The organism is Coprococcus eutactus, assembly GCF_001404675.1.
In the GTDB taxonomy this organism is placed as follows: Bacteria; Bacillota; Clostridia; order Lachnospirales; family Lachnospiraceae; genus Coprococcus; species Coprococcus aceti.
This window is the reverse complement of record NZ_CYXU01000001.1, coordinates 437544-454025: the sequence shown is the minus strand read 5'-3', so window position 1 is coordinate 454025 and position 16482 is coordinate 437544. Positions and strand designations below refer to the sequence as shown.

Annotated in this window: 16 protein-coding genes; 1 reads left to right on the top strand and 15 read right to left on the bottom strand. The window is 44.0% G+C overall.

All coding sequences use genetic code 11. The features are described 5' to 3' along the window. Window positions 1-5: 5 nt before the first annotated feature. The 13 genes from ARA78_RS01985 to rho all read right to left on the bottom strand — a co-directional run bounded on the left by ARA78_RS01985 (window position 6) and on the right by rho (window position 12557). Window positions 6-2003, bottom strand: a complete 1998-nt coding sequence (locus ARA78_RS01985; protein WP_055279911.1) for an ATP-dependent helicase — start codon at window positions 2001-2003, stop codon at window positions 6-8. A gap of 96 nt (window positions 2004-2099) precedes the next feature. Then, window positions 2100-2603 carry an SEC-C metal-binding domain-containing protein gene (locus ARA78_RS01980; RefSeq protein WP_055144187.1) on the bottom strand — a complete coding sequence of 168 codons (504 nt, stop codon included), beginning with the start codon at window positions 2601-2603 and terminating at the stop codon, window positions 2100-2102. Between the two features lie 80 nt (window positions 2604-2683). Then, window positions 2684-2896, bottom strand: a complete 213-nt coding sequence (locus ARA78_RS01975) for a hypothetical protein (protein ID WP_015534154.1) — start codon at window positions 2894-2896, stop codon at window positions 2684-2686. Between the two features lies 1 nt (window position 2897). Next, window positions 2898-4214, bottom strand: a complete 1317-nt coding sequence (locus ARA78_RS01970) for a replication-associated recombination protein A (RefSeq protein ID WP_055144185.1) — start codon at window positions 4212-4214, stop codon at window positions 2898-2900. A 96-nt stretch (window positions 4215-4310) separates the two neighbouring features. Next, on the bottom strand, window positions 4311-4706 hold the full coding sequence (locus ARA78_RS01965; RefSeq protein WP_015534155.1) for a response regulator: 396 nt from the start codon (window positions 4704-4706) through the stop codon (window positions 4311-4313). Between the two features lie 18 nt (window positions 4707-4724). After that, window positions 4725-5312, bottom strand: a complete 588-nt coding sequence (locus tag ARA78_RS01960) for a TetR/AcrR family transcriptional regulator (RefSeq protein WP_022216022.1) — start codon at window positions 5310-5312, stop codon at window positions 4725-4727. A gap of 82 nt (window positions 5313-5394) precedes the next feature. After that, entirely contained in the window at window positions 5395-6294 is a 900-nt protein-coding gene (locus ARA78_RS01955) for a DUF5688 family protein (protein WP_015534156.1), read from the bottom strand. Between the two features lie 213 nt (window positions 6295-6507). Further along, window positions 6508-7563, bottom strand: a complete 1056-nt coding sequence (hisC, locus tag ARA78_RS01950; RefSeq protein WP_022216024.1) for a histidinol-phosphate transaminase — start codon at window positions 7561-7563, stop codon at window positions 6508-6510. A gap of 1 nt (window position 7564) precedes the next feature. Further along, a complete protein-coding gene (gene prfA, locus ARA78_RS01945; RefSeq protein WP_015534158.1) occupies window positions 7565-8641 on the bottom strand; it encodes a peptide chain release factor 1 in 1077 nt (358 codons plus the stop codon). A 52-nt stretch (window positions 8642-8693) separates the two neighbouring features. Further along, window positions 8694-9533, bottom strand: coding sequence for a peptide chain release factor N(5)-glutamine methyltransferase (gene prmC, locus ARA78_RS01940; RefSeq protein ID WP_242849640.1), 840 nt, complete (start codon window positions 9531-9533; stop codon window positions 8694-8696). A gap of 39 nt (window positions 9534-9572) precedes the next feature. Continuing rightward, entirely contained in the window at window positions 9573-10529 is a 957-nt protein-coding gene (locus tag ARA78_RS01935; RefSeq protein ID WP_022216026.1) for a DUF1385 domain-containing protein, read from the bottom strand. An 87-nt stretch (window positions 10530-10616) separates the two neighbouring features. After that, a complete protein-coding gene (gene rpmE, locus ARA78_RS01930; protein ID WP_004853176.1) occupies window positions 10617-10823 on the bottom strand; it encodes a 50S ribosomal protein L31 in 207 nt (68 codons plus the stop codon). Between the two features lie 153 nt (window positions 10824-10976). Continuing rightward, window positions 10977-12557: a transcription termination factor Rho gene (gene rho, locus ARA78_RS01925; protein WP_055279910.1), complete on the bottom strand. Its 1581-nt coding sequence runs from the start codon at window positions 12555-12557 to the stop codon at window positions 10977-10979. Window positions 12558-12833: 276 nt separating this feature from the next. On the opposite strand from rho, the gene ARA78_RS01920 reads away from it, so the two are divergent. Then, window positions 12834-13367, top strand: coding sequence for a DUF4364 family protein (locus tag ARA78_RS01920; RefSeq protein WP_015534160.1), 534 nt, complete (start codon window positions 12834-12836; stop codon window positions 13365-13367). Window positions 13368-13467: 100 nt separating this feature from the next. Here the strand turns inward: ARA78_RS01920 and yihA are convergent, their stop codons facing one another. Together yihA and lon are read right to left on the bottom strand one after the other, a co-directional pair. Next, window positions 13468-14064, bottom strand: a complete 597-nt coding sequence (yihA, locus tag ARA78_RS01915) for a ribosome biogenesis GTP-binding protein YihA/YsxC (RefSeq protein ID WP_015534161.1) — start codon at window positions 14062-14064, stop codon at window positions 13468-13470. 10 nt (window positions 14065-14074) lie between these two features. Then, a complete protein-coding gene (gene lon / locus ARA78_RS01910; protein ID WP_055279909.1) occupies window positions 14075-16378 on the bottom strand; it encodes an endopeptidase La in 2304 nt (767 codons plus the stop codon). Between the last annotated feature and the right edge of the window lie 104 nt (window positions 16379-16482).

Below are 16482 nucleotides of genomic sequence, written 5' to 3'. Positions count from 1 at the left end.
TACATCTATGCGTTTTCTATAAGCTCGTTATTTATCGTATATTCAAGGCTGAGCGTCTTTGTTTCATGTATATCATCGAAGTGGACACACAGCTTTCTGTCATCTACATATGTGATGACTCCACGTCCATACCGCTTGTGGATTATGGTGTTTCCTGTTTTTATCAGAGACCTGTCCACAAGCATTTCCTGGACAAATCTCGAGGTCACCGCTTTTCTTCCATACATTTTCTGGGGAACATACACATACAGTCCATACTTAGCCCTCGTGACTGCCACATAGAACAGCCTGCGTTCCTCCTCTATATTTCCATCTCCGACCGATTTCTTATGAGGCGTTATGTCCTCAACAGCATCCATTATGAATACATATGAATACTCAAGTCCCTTTGAACAGTGCATAGTCGAAAGTGTGACTGTATCACCTGCCACACTGCCCTGCCTGCTCTGCTCTCTGAGCTGTTTTGTGTATTCGTCTATATACTCCATCCAGCCGTCGAAGCTCAGGAAGTCTTTTGCACTGTCCTGTATCTCCTCCAGGATATCAATATAATCATCCTCACTCACGCCCCTGTACTCAGCATATTCCCTCACATACGCATCCAGTCCAACCGCTTTCCTTATATAATTCACGGCCGCGTACGGCGCAAGTCTGCTTATCCTCTCCAGATCGTTCTCAAGGACATTTATGTTGTTGACTATTCTGTACTTATCCTTATAATGCTGCCTCAGCTCCTCAAAGTTCACCACCGGCGAGTCAAATGCATCCCTGCTTATATACCTGTTCGGCTTGTTGATGATTCTGAGAACTGTTCTCCTGTCCCTGTTACCCCTTGCAAGCCTTATATAGTCAAATATGTTCTCAGCAAGAAAATGCGTGAAGATATTTGGTATGTTATCCTTCATCAAAAATGGTATGCCATTTTCCATGAGCTTTGAAGCCAGCGCCCTCGGCTCGGTATTCGTCCTGAATATGATCGCCATTTCACGGTATGGAATACCAGCCCGGTTAAGCTCTGTTATCCTGTCTATGATCTTCTTATTCTGCTCCGTCATGCTGTCCGTCTTAACTATATGGACTCTGTCGCTCTGTCCCGCGGCAAATGCCGACCTGAGCTGCTTCTCATATCTGTCCCGGTTGTTCTGTATTATCCGCTTCGAGCACTCAACTATATCGTAGCTGCAGCGGTAATTGACATTCAGGTATTCTATAACCGTACCATGGAAATCCTCCGGGAACTTCTTCATTATAGCCGGAGCAGCCCCCCTGAAGCCATACACCGACTGATCATCGTCACCCACGGAAAATACGTTCTGTCTCTCTCCGGCCAGCAGCTTCACAATGTCATACTGGATCATATTTATATCCTGGAACTCATCTATGAGTATATACCGAAACTTGTTCTGCCACATCTTAAGTATGTCTGGTCTCTCCGACAATAGCTCATATGTGAACACCAGCATATCGTCAAAATCTATCTTCCCGCATCTTCTCAGGAAATTCTCATACTCATCGTACACAACTCGGAAATCCTCAGGCTTCATCGTTGTGCTCTCATAGTTCTCAAGACTCACTCTCCCGCTCTTGACATTGCCTATCTCCCCGACAACATTCTTGGCAAAATCCTCCTGACTGTCATACCTAAAGCCGTGCCTGTCTATGCTGTCCCTTATGACTCCATACTTTTCTGAATCCGTGACGATATTCGCTGCTGTGTAATTATATGCATTTCTGAGCATCCAGAAAAATACAGAGTGAAACGTGCCAAAGGTTACCCCGCGGACGCCCGGACACAGCTCCTGAAACCGCCCCTTCATCTCATTTGCCGCAGCCTTCGTGAAGGTTATGACCAGAATATTGTCAGGTCTCACACCATGTTCTTCTGTAATGTATTTTATCCTGTGGGTGATGACCGTAGTCTTACCTGAACCAGGCCCCGCTAGCAGCAGCATCGGCCCATCGCAGTGTCTCACCGCTCTCTTCTGGGATTCATTAAATTCCATCTGTATATCCTTTCACGCAAATATAAAAGGCGGTCAAAAGTTTACCCTTTAACCGCCTTCTCATATCTGCCAGTTATATCAGCATGATATATATCATTACTTACCGCAGCACTTCTTGTACTTAAGTCCGCTTCCACATGGACATGGATCGTTTCTTCCAACCTTTGGTGCCTTGATGATAGTCTTAGATGACTTCTGTATCTTGTAGAGCTCGTCTCTCTTTGCCTTGGAGAATATTCCATCCCACTGAGGAAGAGTGTAGAGCCACTCTGCATTGCACTCAACCATGTTCATATAAAGCTTCTCATAATCTATAGGAAGCTTAACCTCTGAGTCCTCTGTCACATCATCAAGATTGTTTGATTCTGCAAGACTGTCATCTATTCCGTCGAGGAATCCGATCATATACTGAATAGTGAGTCCGTACTTCTCAGCAAGCTCTTTTACAGTTCCATGTACAGGGTCTGCAAGAGGATTAGCAAGAAGCTGCTCATATACGCCCTTCTCTGCCTGGAAATAACTAACCCAGAATTCCTTTCCCTCAGGTGTTCTGTCATCTAATCCGTATGCGTAATCACGCCATTCTTTTAATAAACTCATTTCATCTACCTCTTAAGTATTTTTTGAACTTTAAAGAGTATATCAAATTATGTAATTTTTTTCAACACATTTGTACTGTTCTACTTGTTCTGATCTCTCATATCTTCGCCCTTGCGTCTGAGCACCCTGGCGATGAGCCATATTCCCCAGCACACAACAGGAATGACCACATCAAGGAATATCATACCCATCAGATTATCACTTCCGGTTATTCCCATTATAAATGTCGCAACATACATTCCGATGAGCACAAGTACAAGCACTATAGCTCCAATTCTCTTCAATATATCCATATCAGTCTCTCTTCTTTATCTTATCAAAATACGCCTTGATATCTCTCTCATAACCATTGTCCGACGGCTCATAGAATACCCTGCCTGCAATCTTATCAGGAAGATACTGCTGGTCAACGTAATTATTCGGATAATCATGAGCGTATTTGTATCCTGAGTGTCCAAGCTTTGCTGCACCGCCGTAATGTGCATCTCTGAGATACACCGGAACCTGACCCGTGTCCTCATGCTTTACCGCATCCATAGCCGCAAATATCGCATTCACCACAGAATTGCTCTTCGGTGCACACGCAACGTAGGAAGCCGCATGGGCAAGTATTATCTGTGCCTCAGGCATTCCGACTCTCTCCACAGCCTGTGCACATGCCGACGCCACCACGATAGCATTCGGATCAGCATTGCCCACATCCTCACTGGCACATATCATGATCCTTCTGGCAATAAACTTTATATCCTCACCTCCGTAAAGCATCTTTGCAAGGTAGAATATCGCCGCATCAGGATCTGATCCACGCATGCTCTTTATAAATGCGGATATTATATCATAATGATTATCTCCGTCCTTGTCATATCTTATAGCTCTCTTCTGGATACATTCCTCCGCCACTTCAAGCGTTATGTGTATCCTGCCATCCTCGCTTCTCTCCGTCGACAGAACTCCGAGCTCTATGGCATTTAACGCACTTCTCGCATCTCCCGACGCCATGTCTGCAAGAAAGTCCTCGGCATCCTCATCAATGTCTGCATCAAATGCACCCATGCCATTTTCTGAGTACACTGCCTTGTGGATGAGCTTCTTGATGTCCTCCCTGGACAATGGATTGAGCTGGAATATATGGGATCTGGATATAAGAGCCCCGTTAACCTCAAAATAAGGATTCTCCGTGGTCGCTCCTATGAGTACCACCGTTCCATCCTCAACAAATGGCAGGAGATAATCCTGCTGTGACTTGTTGAATCTGTGGATCTCATCGATGAACAGTATAGTCCGTCTGCCATACATAGCCTTGGTATTCTTCGCCTCTTCCACAACCTTTTCCATGTCCTTCTTGCCCGCCGTTGTGGCGTTGAGCTGTCTGAACTCCGCTTTGGTTGTATTGGCTATGACCATGGCAAGCGTAGTCTTGCCAGTCCCCGGAGGGCCATAAAATATAAGCGAACTTATCTTATCCGCTTTTATCGCCCTGTACAAAAGCTTGTCCTTGCCTATAATATGTTCCTGTCCAACCACGTCATCAAGGCTGGTCGGTCTCATTCTTTTTGCCAGAGGAGAATCATCCTCCGAGAAATTCTCCCTCATATACTCAAATAAATCCATCTTTATGTCCCTGCCATCTAATATTCAGTGTCATAAGACACTTCGAAGCCCGATATCTTACAATAACGGGCTTCGCATGTATCAATATCATATCATCTACTTGATAATGTCCAGTTTCTTCAGCATGTCATTAAACTTCATGATATCAATCGGCTTACATATGTAATCATCATAATCGTCGCTGGCGAGATTACTGTCAAAGCTTGCCTCGTCAAGTGCGCTGGTCATTATGACCTTCGATCTGAGCATCCTTGACACTCCGTGCTTTCTCTCTGCACTTCTTATGGATGCCAGAACTTTATACCCATCTATCTTTGGCATCATGATATCAAGACACACCAGCTCGAACAGTTCGCCCTTCTCAAGAGCATTTACAAATTCATCAACCGCTGCGATTCCATCAGGTGTTATGACCACATCACCAAACTTACTCAAATACTTGGATAAAAATTTTGCATTTGCAACATCATCCTCAGCTATTAATATCTTCATGACAATTCCTCCCTAATTTTACAACCTAAGTACTTTCTCAAGATGACTGAGCATCTCCTTGATCTCACCCCTGAAACTCTTCCTTGAGTATTGGTTTCTCCGTTCAAGCAATCCCTCTGTAAAAATTCCGTTGAACATGAGCGTAAGTTCCTTCGGTGAGAAAACCGCTCGTATCTCCTTGCTGTCAATCGCACTCTGAAACAATGTGCATACAAAATCATTACGCTTCAACATACACTCAGAGATGATCTCTCTCGTCTCTGACATGTGAAGCAATTCTTCATAATGCAGCATTATCGCACCCATACCAATATAGTTATCATAATATGTTGCATATGTATCTGCATAATACTTGATCTTATCCAGGTATGTCCCGTCAAGTCTCTCAACAGTCCTCTGGATATTGACATCAAATGCCGCATATTCGTTCACAACCGCTATAAGTACCTCATCTATACCCCCAAAATACTTATATATCAGTGTATCAGATATATTCTGCTTTCGTGCAAGGTTCTTCGGTGTAAGAGCATGTAATCCCAAATCTCCAATTAGTTCGATAGCTGAAGCGACAATTTTATCTCTGCGCGAAATATAACTATCCTCCAATGTCTGTTCCTCCCATTACACATAATTTTGCCCTTAGAACACTGATTTTATTCTATGTCATGGGATATATTTTGTCAACATTTTAGACTATCAAGAGTTTTCCTTTTTCCCTGCTGTACATATACAGACTGTCAGACAGATAATCCATGGCAGACACTGTTACCTTGTTCGCCTCTCTTATGAGATCCTTGTAATAATCCTCTGTGTAATCCGCACTTGCCCTGATAAACAGCAGCTCATGCACACTGGATGGCAGGATATATATGTCATCACCCACCATATTCGCACACTCCTCAAGCATTCCATCATACAGTACGGCCGTGGCCCCATTGATACCGTGCGTGTTTGACAACATGTACAGTTCGTCCACATTGTCACAGTCGTCATCGAAATCTATCCCTTCATATCTGCCCTTCAGCGCATCAAAAAGGTTCTGCCTTACACACGGAAACATTCTCTGGGTGTTCTTAAGTGCATTCTTATACAATGTATCCAGACTGACTCTCCACCTCTTCACATCATTATTGTTGACTATCGTGGTTGCCAGGCCGTCGTTATCCAGACTCAGCACCCTTCTGAAAGTTATCGCAAGATCATTAAACTCTATAAATGGTGCACTCTCAAGCAGCCGGCTATTTCGCTCCCTGTTGACAAGCCGCAATATTATGTTGTCCATAACCTTCGTCTCATCCACCACATCGCGTATATCAAGCTTCCTGCACCTGCAGTTCGCCTCTCTGAGCCTGCATATATCTTCCATAACAACATCAAAATCCATCCCCTGCTCATAATCCCTGTAAAACGGATCAAGATATATCGTAGGACACACCTCTTCAGAGCTCTTGCACACATTCATCGCAGTGAGCTCCACCCCATTATTCTTCAAAACCTTATTGACCCGGATGTCTGATCCATCTCCCTGTCTGAGAAGTCTGCTTCTCATTTCATCCACTACTCTGGCTATAAATTCATCAAAATTCATTCAATTCTCCTTTTACAAACAAAATCAAACGAAACGTCCCGATATTTTTTCCTGAAATATTTCATGGGTGAATTCTATAGAAAAACTCTGCCAAATTCAATAGTTTTGGTGCGCTTTATAGTGGAATCCTGCGCTTTATATTGGAATCCTGGCACAGTTGTTGCCGCCATATCAAGAAAAAACCGCCATGCCTTCGGCACAGCGGTCTGTTTATTATCTCTCCTGTATATAATTTGTAAGGAACTCTGTGAATTTATCCATCTCTTCATCCGTACCAATGGATATCCTCAGATAATTGTCTATACGTGGTTTGTCAAAATATCTGACATATATATGGGCATCCTTCGCAGCCTGGAATATCTCCTTTGCCGGAATATCCTTATGCGTTGCAAATACAAAGTTTGCAGACGAAGGAAGGCATGTAAAATCAAGTGGCTTTATAGCTTCCACGAATCTCTCTCTCGTGGCGACCACCTTTGAAACAGTCTCCTTAAAATACTCATCGTCCTTAACTGACTCTGTTCCCATTATCAGTGATGGTCTGTTCATTGTATATGAGTTGTATGAATACTTTACGTCATTGAGGGCCTTTATCAGAACCGGGTTGCTTATTGCATATCCTATCCTGAGTCCCGCCATGGATCTCGACTTTGAGAACGTTCTTACAACCACAAGATTGTCATATTTGTCTATAAGGCCAAGTGCCGACTCGCCGCCGAAATCTATATACGCCTCGTCTACTATGACTATCGAATCTTTGTTGTGGCTGACTATATCCTCCACATTCTTTATGTCCTCGTATATTCCTGTAGGGGCATTTGGATTAGGGAATACGATTCCCCCGTTCTCTCTGTAGTAATTCTCCTTCACCAGCCTGAAGTTTTCGTCAAGTGCCGGTCTCTCGTAAGGGATACTGAAAAGCTCTGCCCACACATCATAGAAGGAATATGTAATGTCAGGGAACAATATTGGTTTGTCAGAGTTGAAAAATGTAAGAAACGACATGGCAAGCACATCATCCGAACCCACTCCCACAAATACCTGTGAAGGATCAACTCCGTGATACTCTGCAAGCACATCGACAAGTGCCGATGCTGTTGGATCCGGATATAATCTGAGTGTATCGATATCCACTATTGCATTCTTCACTCTCTGTGACGGGCCGTACGGATTCTCATTCGTATTGAGCTTTATCACATCTGTATCCTTAGGCTGTTCACCCGGAACATAAGGTTCTACTTTTCTTATATTGTCGCTCCACGCTGCCATATTATTCCTCCTCATTCACCTGTGCCAGCTTTGCTGTCTGGTCAGCCGCTATAAGACTGTCTATAAGTTCATTCAGATCTCCGTTCATGATCTGGTCAAGCTTGTATAATGTGAGCTTGATCCTGTGATCTGTAACTCTTCCCTCAGGGAAATTGTATGTTCTGATCTTCTCTGATCTGTCTCCTGTTCCTATCTGGCTTCTTCTGTCCGCAGCCTCTGCGTCATGCTGCTTCTGGAGCTCCATGTCGTACAGCTTTGATCTCAGAAGGGCAAATGCCTTTGCCTTGTTCTGGAGCTGTGATTTCTCTGTCTGGCTGTAGATCACTATTCCTGTAGGTATATGTGTAAGACGTACTGCCGAATCGGTTGTATTGACACACTGTCCACCGTTTCCGGATGCTCGCATTACATCTATCCTTATATCATTCTCATTTATCTCTACATCAACTTCCTCAGCCTCAGGCATAACCGCAACTGTTATGGTCGATGTATGGATTCTTCCGCCTGACTCTGTCTTAGGTATACGCTGTACTCTGTGTACACCACTCTCGTACTTCATCTTGGAGTACGCACCGTCTCCGGTGATCATGAACACAGCCTCCTTGAATCCTCCGATACCGTTCTCGTTGACACTCATAAGTTCAACCTTCCACTTAAACTGGTCAACATATTTCTGGTACATTCTGTACACCTCATATGCGAACAGAGCAGCCTCATCTCCGCCTGCACCGGCACGGATCTCCACGATTACGTTCTTGGAATCGTTAGGATCCTTTGGAAGCAGAAGAATCTTGAGTTCCTGCTCTATGGTCTCGAGATTCGCCTTTGCCTCATTCATCTCTTCCTTTGCCATCTCGCGGAGCTCCTCGTCGCTCTCCTCCTCAAGAATCTCAAGACTGTCCTCTATGGTAGTCTTTGCATCCTTGTACTCATGGTACTTCTCAACTATAGGTGAGAGATCGCTCTGCTCCTTCATGAGCTTTCTGAATTTGTTCTGATCTGACACAACATCAGGATCGGTGAGCTGATTATTTATCGTATCAAGCTTATCTACAAGTTCTTCTAATCTGTCAAACATATCTATACCTCTCTATATTCATTCTGTCACGCTGTCTCCTGCAGCGTTAAATCTACCGGTTATCTTCTCTGTCATATCTGCCGTACACCACCCGGTCATTACCACTCAGATCCTGTACAACATGTATATCGTCATAACCTGAATCTACAAGGAGGTACTGTACATCTTCTGCCTGATCATTGCCAATCTCGAATACAACATATCCTTCATCCTTTATATATTCTCTCGCCTTATCGGCTATTATTCTATAAAAATACAATCCATCCGCCGTTCCGTCAAGTGCCAGATGTGGTTCATGCTCCCTGACCTCCGGCATGAGTGTCTCTATGACATCACTTCTTATATATGGAGGATTCGACAGTATGAGGTCATATTTCCCGGATATCTGCTCAAAGAGATCCGTCCTGACCACTTCAAATCTATCATCCCCTGCACACAGTTTCGCTACATTTCTCCTCGCAAGACCGATCGCTGCCTCAGATACATCGGCAAGTACGATCCTGCTGTTCTTGTTCCAGAGTCCAAACGATACTCCTATGCAGCCCGAACCGCAGCACATGTCCAGAACATCAACGTTATGGTCAGCGTCCTTTACAAGCTTCAATGCCGTCTCAACAAGAGTCTCTGTGTCCATCCTTGGAATGAGCACATCTTCTGCAGTATCAAAATCATATCCCATGAAATTCTGCTCACCTGTGATATACTGAAGCGGAATCCTTGTGCTCCTCTTTTCTATGAGCTTCATGTAGGCTTCCGATTTATCATCATCCACATCATCTTCTCTGGCCATGATCATATCCATACGGTTCATACCCGACAGGTACTGCCACAATATATCAGCGTCTATATCCGCATCAGGAACATCACTTTTCTCCAGCCTGTCCCGTCCCATTCTCAAAAGTTCACACAGCTTCATCTCTATCGAAATCCTTTAATCTTCTATCTCGCCCTTGTGCATGGCGTCCTGGTATGCCTCCCAGTCTATAACTGCCTCCACGGACTTTATCGCAACTGCTATCATGTCAAGATCCGGCTCCCTTGTGGTGAGTCTCTGAACCCACATTCCCGGAACTGACAGCGCATTTGCAAGCTTTGAATCACTCTTGCCAGCAAACATTATAAATTCGTATGATATACCGGCGATTACCGGAACCAGCAGCAGTCTTATGACAAGTCTGAGCCATGCCGTATCTGCGCTTATAAACATGAAAACAATTATGCTTATTATCATTACGATGAACAGAAAGCTTGTTCCGCATCTCTTATGATATCTTGAATACTTCTTCACGTTCTCCGGAGTCAGTGGCACCCCAGCCTCAAAACAGTTGATCGTCTTGTGCTCTGCCCCATGGTACATGAACACTCTCTGTATATCCTTCATAAGCGATATAAGTGCCACATATCCCAGGAATATTCCAAGTCTTATAACTCCCTCTATGGCAGACATGATGATCCTGTTATCTATAACCTTGTCTATGAGTTCCCCGATAAATGCAGGAAGCATCATGAATAACGCGATGGCAAATACAAGTGAAAATAACACTGTACCTATCATCGCCGCATCGTCCGCTCTTTTCTGCTGCTCAGGTGTCCTCTCTTTTTTCTTTTCTTTTTTCTCTTTCTCCGCCTTCTCAGGCTCCTCGTCATCGTAAAACGATGCTGAGTATGTGAGGGTCTTCACTCCTATCACGAGGGATTCCACGAAATTGACAACTCCCCTGATTATAGGAACTCTGAAAAATACACTTCTCGATGCCATGGACACATAATCCACAACTTTCACTTCTATATCTTTATCCGGTTTTCTGACTGCCACCGCATATCTGTCGCCATTTTTCATCATGACACCTTCCATGACAGCCTGACCGCCTATTCTTACTCTCTTCACGCCAATCTCCTATCGGTATATTTAACTGGATAATAAAAAAACAGCTTGAGATTATTGTAAAATAACCTCAAGCTATCAACGTTTTTATTAGTTGGCCTGAACGCCATACTTCTTATTAAACATATCAATTCTACCACGTGCTTTGATTGCCTTCTGCTGACCTGTGTAGAATGAATGACACTTTGAGCAAATTTCTACGTGAATCTCTTCCTTTGTTGATCCTGTAACGAACTCGTTACCACAGTTACATACAACCTTTGCCTGATAGTAATCTGGATGTATTCCTTTACGCATTCTTTTTCACCTCTTTACATATATATTTATATATGAGAACAGGCATAAAGCCAAGGTTCTTCATAACACAACTTCTGTATTCTAACATAGTGACCAGTACAATGCAAGCAGTTTTTTGATTTTTTTGACAAAATCATCTCAACAATCCTGCTGTTATTTTCTGAGAAGTGACTGCTTTACATAGTGGATAAATTCTTTGTTGTTTCTGGTACGAACAAACAGCTTTCTGACATCCTCAAGAATATCCTCTGATTTACTTCCCATGAGCTCCTTGTGAATGGCTGTGACAACCTCCTGCTCTTCCTTGTTGAGGAGAAGATCATCTCTTCTGGTGCCGGATTTTGCTATATCTATGGCAGGGAATATCCTCTTCTCTGAGAGCTTTCTGTCAAGCACAAGCTCCATGTTACCGGTTCCCTTGAACTCCTCAAATACAACGTCATCCATCTTGCTGCCCGTGTCGACCAGCGCTGTGGCAAGGATCGTAAGGCTTCCTCCCTCACGCATGTTTCTGGCGGCGCCAAAGAATCTCTTTGGCATGTGAAGCGCTGCAGGATCAAGACCACCTGACAGAGTTCTTCCGCTAGGAGCGACCGTGAGGTTATACGCTCTTGCCAGACGTGTGATACTGTCGAGCAGGATCACGACATCCTTCTTGGACTCCACAAGTCTCTTTGCTCTCTCAATGACCATCTCTGACACTCTCTTATGATGCTCTGGAAGCTCATCAAATGTTGAATAGATAACCTCCACATTAGGGCCCTCTATGGACTCTCTTATGTCTGTTACCTCCTCAGGTCTCTCATCTATGAGAAGGACGAGCAGGTGCATATCCTCATATCTTCTGCTGATCTGCTTTGCGATCTGCTTGAGAAGAGTCGTCTTTCCTGTCTTAGGTGGTGAAACGATCATGCCTCTCTGTCCCTTACCTATAGGGGCAAGAAGATTGATCATCCTGATAGGGATAGGAGCACCGTCTCCGTCAAGCTCTATCCTCTCATTAGGGAAGATAGGGGTCATCTCCTCAAAGCTCTTGCGGGCCGCTATGACCGCAGGATCCTCATCGTTCACGCTTGCCACATATAAAAGGGCACTGAACTTTTCTCCCTGTGTCTTGTTTCTTATATTACCTGTGACTATATCTCCTGTCTTGAGACCAAATCTTCTGATCTGTGCCGGTGACACATATATATCCTGATCTCCCGGAAGATAGTTTGCACTTCTTATGAAGCCATATCCCTCAGGCATGACCTCAAGTATTCCGTGAGCCTGTCTTCCACTGTCGAGCTCCGGCAGATACTCGTTCACGTTCTGTGCCGTCTGATTTGACTGGACTCTGTCCTGGTATCTCTCCTGGCTCTGACCTCTGTCCTGATTCTGACCTCTATCCTGGTATCTCTCCTGATTCTGGCTGTGATCCTGATATGTAGCCATTCTTCTCATACGTCTCTGTCCATTGTTCTCCCTGGAATCATCACCTCTCGAGCCCTCAGAGTGATGTACTATCCTGGTTTTTCTGTATTCTGTGTCTCCGGCTGTCTCTCTGACCACATGCTCGGTCTTAGGCTCTGACACATTTTTCTTATTTTCCACTGAAACCGCTGTCACATGCTCCTCCACATATTTTATGAGGAACTGCGCAAGCTCCGCCTTCTTCATTCCCGAGCAGCCTTTTATACCATTATCCTTGGTAAACTGACGCAGCTCTGCAAGAGAAGCTTTACTAAAATCCATATATAATTGTCTCCTTTCACTGAAACCAATGATCAACAAATAAATTAAGTATTATGGGAATATAAACACTCTAAGAAATAAGTAGTGTCTCTCAATGATACATCAAATTCAATTACGGTAAAAAATAAAAATGCGCTAAGCACGCATATTATTCCCGCTCATTATAACATAAATAGAACAATTGTAAATATATTGATTTTAAATTTTACTAATGTTATCATATGAATGTTGTCCGTTCATCAGCACGGACAAACATTTTAACAAAGGATACACGATATGGGAACCGAATCTATTGTATTATATAAACTCATAGTGCTCTATATGCTTGACAGAGTTAACTTCACTCTGACCAATTCACAGATTTCAGACTTTGTTCTGGAGAAGGGCTACACCAATTATTTCACTCTTCAGGAAGCCATAAACGGACTTATAGAAAGCGAATTTGTATATGTATCAAGCATAAGAGGCGCATCCCATTATAAGATAACCTACAAAGGTGAGGAAGCCCTGAGCATGTTCGAGAACAGGATCCCATATGCCATCAAACAGGATATACTGGATTTCTTTGAGAAACAGCAGATCAACCTCAAAAAGGAAACTGAGATACAGTCTGACTACTACCTCAACGATTCCAATGAATATACCGTCTCCTGCGTCATCAACGACAGGAACGAGCCGCTGCTGGATATAAAGTTCAGCGTGCCTACCCAGGCCGTGGCTGTTGCCATATGTGACAACTGGCGTCAGAAAAGCACTGAGATATATGATATACTCGTAAAACAGTTATGGGCATCCAACACATCCAGCTAATATCAGCATAAAAATGACTGAGAATACCGAAAAGAATTATACTCCTCGATATTCTCAGTCATTTTTTTGTCTATTTATCTGACTATATGTTCATATTACTTTACTGCTGCTCCTGTGCCAGTGTCTCCTCTATGAGATTCCAGATCTCATCTCTTCCCTGCTTTGTCTGTGCGGAGAACGGTATCATCGTTGTTCCAGGAACAAGATCCAGTTTCTCACGTATGAGCTTCAAGTTCTTCTGAACCTGGCTTCTCTTGATCTTGTCCAGTTTTGTGCAAATGATCACCGGCTCATAGCCATTGTCCACGATCCAGTCATACATCATGCAGTCATTCTCCGATGGCACATGTCTTATGTCTATCAGCAGGAATACCTTTTTGAGCTGCGGAGAACCGTGAAGGTATCTCTCGATCATCTTGCCCCATTTTGCTCTTATCTCCACCGATACTTTTGCATATCCATATCCCGGCAGATCCACAAAGTACAGATTTTTATTTACATTATAGAAATTGATCGTCTGTGTCTTACCTGGCTGCGCGGATGTTCTGGCAAGCGACTTCCTGTTAAGCAATCCATTTATCAGAGATGATTTTCCTACATTTGACTTGCCGGCAAATGCGATCTCCGGGAGATCGTTATCAGGTAATTTACTTGTAATTCCACACACAGTCTCAAGCTCAGCGCTCTTTACTATCATATACTTCTCCTTATCTGACAAGGGCAAGGTCAAGCACCTGCCTCATGTCTTCCACTAAATGAATATTGACTCCCGATGTTATCTCTTCATCCAGCTCCAGATAATCGCTCTCATTTTTCGACGGTATCAGTATATCTTTAACACCGATCATCTTGGCTGCAAGGAGCTTCTCCTTCAGGCCTCCAATAGGAAGCACCTCTCCTCTGAGAGTTATCTCTCCTGTCATAGCTATTCTGCCATTAACCGGCACGTTAAATATGGCTGAATACAACGCTGTCGCCATGGTTATTCCGGCAGACGGACCATCCTTTGGAACTGCCCCCTCCGGTATATGGATATGGAAATCGTGCTTTGCAAAGTAATCGTCTCCAAGCGCCAGTGATTCCTTGAGGGATCTGATATAACTCATTCCCGCATAAGCGGATTCCTTCATAACATCGCCCATCTTACCTGTGAGCTGAAGAGTTCCTGTCCCCGGAAGCACATTGACCTCTATCTCCAGAGTGACACCGCCAACCGCCGTCCAAGCAAGGCCTCTGACAGCGCCAATTTTATTCTTCAGATTTCCATTCTCATCTTTATATTTGTATGGGCCAAGAAAATCCTGGATATTCTTCTTTGTGACTTTGACCACATCCATCTCACCGGTGAGTATCTTGCGGCAGGCCTTCCGACACACCTTGTCTATATTTCTCTCAAGACTTCTGACTCCCGCCTCTCTCGTGTAGTGGCTTATGATCTCCCTTATGGCACCGGCATCTATCTTGAACTGAGATTTTGTCAGTCCGTTCTTCTCACGGGTCTTCTCCACAAGGTACAGCTTTGCTATATGATACTTCTCATTCTCCGTGTATCCCGATATATTTATAACTTCCATTCTGTCGAGGAGCGGCCCCGGTATACCGGAGAGGTCGTTCGCCGTTGCTATGAACAGTACATTGCTCAGATCCACCGGTACTCCAAAATAGTGATCATTGAACTCTTTGTTCTGCTCACCATCAAGCACCTCGAGAAGTGCCGATGACACGTCTCCCTTGTAATCACTGCTCACCTTGTCTATCTCATCGAGAAGCATGAGCGGGTTGTTCGTCTTTGCCTTTATCATGGATTGTACAATCTTTCCAGGCATAGCTCCCACATATGTTTTCCTGTGACCTCGGATCTCCGCCTCATCGTGGACTCCGCCCAGTGATAAGCGGACATATTTCCTCGATGTTGCACGGGCTATCGACCTTGCTATGGATGTCTTTCCTGTTCCCGGAGATCCCACAAGACAAATGATCGGAAGGTTCCCCTTATTGCTCAATATATGAACAGCAATATAATCAATGATCCTCTCTTTGACCTCCTCAAGGCCATAGTGATCTTTGTCAAGTATGTCTATGGCTGACTGCAGATCATTATTATCTTCCGTTGACACATTCCACGGATAGCTGAGCATCACATCGATATAGTTTGCCGACACACTGCTCTCCACTGCATTCTGAGGTATGCCCTTATAGTAATTTATCTCTTTTTCTATCTTATCGTATACTTCCTGGCTGCAGCCCGCCTCATCGAGTCTCTTCTGGAATTCTCTGACATTTGCATCTACGCCGTCGTCACCAAGCTCCTTACGGATAACGGACATCTGCTCTCTGAGCACATACTTTCTTTGATTCTCAGCGGTCTCCTGATTGACCTTTTCCATGATCTCTTTCTTGATCTTGCCGATTCCGAGAACTTCCTCCATTATCTGTATCAACCTCATAGCGCGGCTTCTGACATCTAACATCTCCAGAAGCTCCTGCCTGTTGTCATCAGATATATTCACATAGTCGGCCATGCTGTCAACCAGCTTTCTGACAGACTTGAATGAACGTATCTCCCTGTACAGAACGTTGTTCTTCACTATACCCTCGTCAAATGCTTCCTTAAGCTTTTCCTTGAGTATGCTCTGTATAGCCTTCTCCTCATCCTCGCTGATGTCGTTAGTCTCCTCCACATCTGTCACGTGGCACACATAATATTTATCCTTGCTGTAATCCACAAGGCGCGCTCTCTTCTCAGTCTGTATGAGAACTCTCATGCCCTTGTTCTGAAGTCTGACAAACTGCTTTATCCTGGCTATGACACCTATCTCATAAAACGAAACTGTCTTATCGCCGTTCTTATGAACAGGATTTGCCAGAAATATACATTCCTCATTCTTGACTGCATGTCCCACCGCCTCGCAGGCTTCACGCGTTGTCGCATCAAGATAGAAGGACAATTCCGGCATAACCACGCCATCGTCAAGACTAATCATTGTCATCTCTAACATTTTCTCATTCATACCTGTTATCTCCGTATATATCATTAAAAAATAAGACGTTATCAACACTGCACATTTAAAGGCTTATAAGGGCGCAAATGTATGTCAGCGTTGTAACGTCTCAT